We start from the raw sequence: 3350 nt of genomic DNA, 5'->3' as shown, positions 1-3350 counted from the left end.
GTCAAGTAATATAGCACGACCTGAACGAAGTTCAGCGAGCGTCTTTAGACGCCGGGAGAGAAAAGGCTTATAGCCGGTGTACAAGCTATCCGTTTTCACGGGTGGTTATGACTTAAGACAAGATATTGAACACACAAATAATTGAACTTTGGTAAAAATAAGACTCTAATTAAGTTAGAAATGATAAAGCATAAAGCTTGAAAGGAGTTTACTGTATCAAATCTGTACAGTAAGATAAGATCATGAAAAAGAAAACAATAGCAATTATACAATGTATTTTGTATCTCATAGCTCCTTATATAGCTCTTCAGTTATGTCAAATGAACAGAAGTTTAATGGGCGAGTTCTTTGTTACTTTCCTTATTCTGTTGACTATTTCATTCTGGTTTAGTATTTGGAAACTAGAAAAAGCACTAGATAATGATTCACAATAGAAACTCCAAAGATTTAGATTCGTTTTACTCAGGTCTAAGTCTTTTTTATAACTTTTTAAAAAGCTCATATCATCTTTCCGAAAAACTATAATTTTCTTGAAAAATAAACAAGTCTATGCTATACTACTAGTAGATTTATATATGGAGAAAATACATGAAACGCGAGATTTTACTAGAACGAATCGACAAACTAAAACAAATCATGCCTTGGTATGTTCTGGAATACTACCAATCTAAGCTTGCTGTCCCTTATAGTTTTACAACCTTGTACGAATACCTAAAGGAATACGATCGATTTTTCAGCTGGGTTTTGGACTCTGGCATTTCAAACGTTGATAGAATGTCTGATATTCCTTTATCGGTCTTGGAAAATATGTCTAAGAAAGACATGGAATCCTTTATCCTTTATCTACGAGAACGACCTTTGCTGAATGCTAATACAACAAAACAAGGTGTTTCACAGACAACCATCAATCGAACCTTGTCGGCACTTTCTAGTCTTTACAAGTATCTGACTGAGGAAGTTGAAAATGACCAGGGAGAGCCTTATTTCTATCGTAATGTAATGAAGAAAGTTTCAACTAAGAAAAAGAAAGAAACACTTGCTGCCAGAGCTGAAAACATCAAGCAAAAACTCTTTCTAGGTGATGAAACAGAAGGTTTTCTAACTTATATCGACCGGGAGTACCCACAACAGCTCTCAAATCGAGCTCTTTCATCATTCAACAAAAATAAAAAACGTGATTTAGCCATTATTGCCCTTCTCTTGGCGTCTGGTGTCCGCTTATCTGAAGCTGTTAATCTAGATCTAAGAGATCTCAATCTCAAAATGATGGTTATCGATGTCACTCGAAAAGGTGGCAAACGTGACTCGGTCAATGTCGCTGCCTTTGCAAAACCTTATTTAGAAAATTATCTGGCTATTCGAAATCAACGCTATAAAACAGAAAAAACAGATACAGCCCTTTTTTTGACACTCTACAGAGGTGTTCCCAATCGTATCGATGCTTCTAGTGTTGAAAAGATGGTTGCTAAGTATTCTGAGGACTTCAAAGTGCGTGTGACTCCCCACAAACTGCGCCATACGCTAGCAACTAGACTTTATGATGCCACTAAATCGCAAGTTTTGGTCAGTCACCAGCTAGGACATGCCAGTACACAAGTCACTGACCTCTATACTCATATCGTTAATGATGAACAAAAGAATGCTCTAGATAGTTTGTGAAAATACATAAAATAAATTATGTAACAAATTAGAGGTAGAGTAAATAAACTATTAATATTATTTGATCAAATCACATGCAATATCTGACCTAGTAAATAGTTTTAAAGAATTTGAATTAAAATTTATGCGATCACTACTTGCTTTTTTTGTAATGCACCGGACATGCAAATCAAAATAAGAGGATTCCACAAAAATAAATCAAATTGAGCACCTATAAAAACATGCTGACAGATATGTCCAATATTTTAGCTGAAAACATCGGTCATTCTGATTCTGAAGTCACCACTTCCATCTATACCCACGTCACAAAGAATATGAAAGATGAAGCAATCAATGTGCTGGACAAAGTAATGAAAAAGATTTTTTAAAAAGTTATGCCCCTTTTGTGCCCCCTAAACAGAAAAAAAGCCCTTCGGATAAAATCCGAGGGGCTAGAAACGTTGTTAAATCAACGGCCGAACTTTTGAATTTCGGCTCTACAATATTTGTAGTGGGTAAATCCCCTATAGATATTATGGAGCCTATTTTTGTGTAGAAAAAAAAGTCCCATAAGATCTATAATGAAAAGCGTTCAAACCATCATTAGAAAGATTCATATGGAACAATTACATTTTATCAGAAAATTACTAGACATTAAAGACCCTAATATCCAAATTATAGATATCATCAATAAGGATACCTACAAAGAAATCATCGCTAAACTGGACTACGACGCCCCATCTTGCCCTGATTGCGGAAGTCCAATGAAGAAATATGATTTTCAAAAACCGTCTAAGATCCCTTACCTCGAAACAACTGGTATGCCTACTAGAATTCTTCTTAAAAAGCGTCGTTTTAAGTGTTATCAGTGCTCAAAAATGGCTGTCGCTGAGACTTCTCTCATCAAGAAGAATCACCAAATCCCTCGTATCATCAACCAAAAGATTGCTCAGAAGTTGACTGAAAAGACTTCTATGACCGATATTGCCCATCAACTTTCCATCTCAACTTCAACTGTCATTCGTAAGCTCAATGACTTCCGTTTTGAGCATGATTTTTCGCGTCTTCCTGAGATTATGTCTTGGGATGATTACGCCTTCACCAAGGGAAAGATGAGCTTTATTGCGCAAGATTTTGAAAAGCTCAATATCATCACTGTTCTAGAAGGTAGAACACAAGCTCTCATTCGTGATCACTTTCTTAAATATGATAGAGCCGTCCGATGTCGCGTCAAAATCATTACTATGGATATGTTTAGTCCTTATTATGACTTGGCTAAACAGCTTTTTCCGTGTGCTAAAATCGTTCTTGAACGCTTTCACATTGTTCAACATCTTAGCCGTGCTATGAGTCGTGTTCGTGTCCAAATAATGAATCAATTAGATCGAAAGTCTCATGAATACAAGGCGATCAAACGCTACTGGAAACTCATTCAACAGGATAGTCGTAAACTTAGCGATAAACGTTTTTATCACCCTACTTTTCGTATGCACTTAACCAATAAAGAAATCCTAGACAAGCTTTTGAGCTATTCCGAAGACTTGAAACACCACTATGATCTCTATCAGCTCTTGCTTTTTCATTTCCAGAATAAGGAGCCGAAGAAATTTTTCGGACTCATCGAGGACAATCTAAAGCAGGTTCATCCCCTTTTTCAGACTGTCTTTAAAACCTTTCTAAAGGACAAAGAGAAAATCGTCAACGCCCTTCAA

Annotated in this window: 2 protein-coding genes and 1 pseudogene; all 3 read left to right on the top strand. The window is 36.2% G+C overall.

Annotated features, from left to right (window positions below):
- Nucleotides 1-588: 588 nt before the first annotated feature.
- Nucleotides 589-1659 carry a tyrosine recombinase XerS gene (xerS, locus tag ADI86_RS02780; RefSeq protein WP_049531698.1) on the top strand — a complete coding sequence of 357 codons (1071 nt, stop codon included), beginning with the start codon at nt 589-591 and terminating at the stop codon, nt 1657-1659.
- A gap of 257 nt (nt 1660-1916) precedes the next feature.
- Nucleotides 1917-2027: pseudogene (locus ADI86_RS02775) on the top strand (integrase); the annotation flags it as partial.
- Between the two features lie 228 nt (nt 2028-2255).
- Nucleotides 2256-3350, top strand: a 1095-nt coding sequence (locus tag ADI86_RS02770) for an ISL3 family transposase (RefSeq protein ID WP_049531700.1), incomplete at its 3' end; no start/stop codon positions are given.

Origin of the sequence: Streptococcus pseudopneumoniae (assembly GCF_001074975.1) — a bacterium.
Classification (GTDB): Bacteria; Bacillota; Bacilli; order Lactobacillales; family Streptococcaceae; genus Streptococcus; species Streptococcus pseudopneumoniae_D.
The sequence above is the reverse complement of the archived record's forward strand: the minus strand, read 5'-3'. Positions and strand labels throughout refer to the sequence as shown.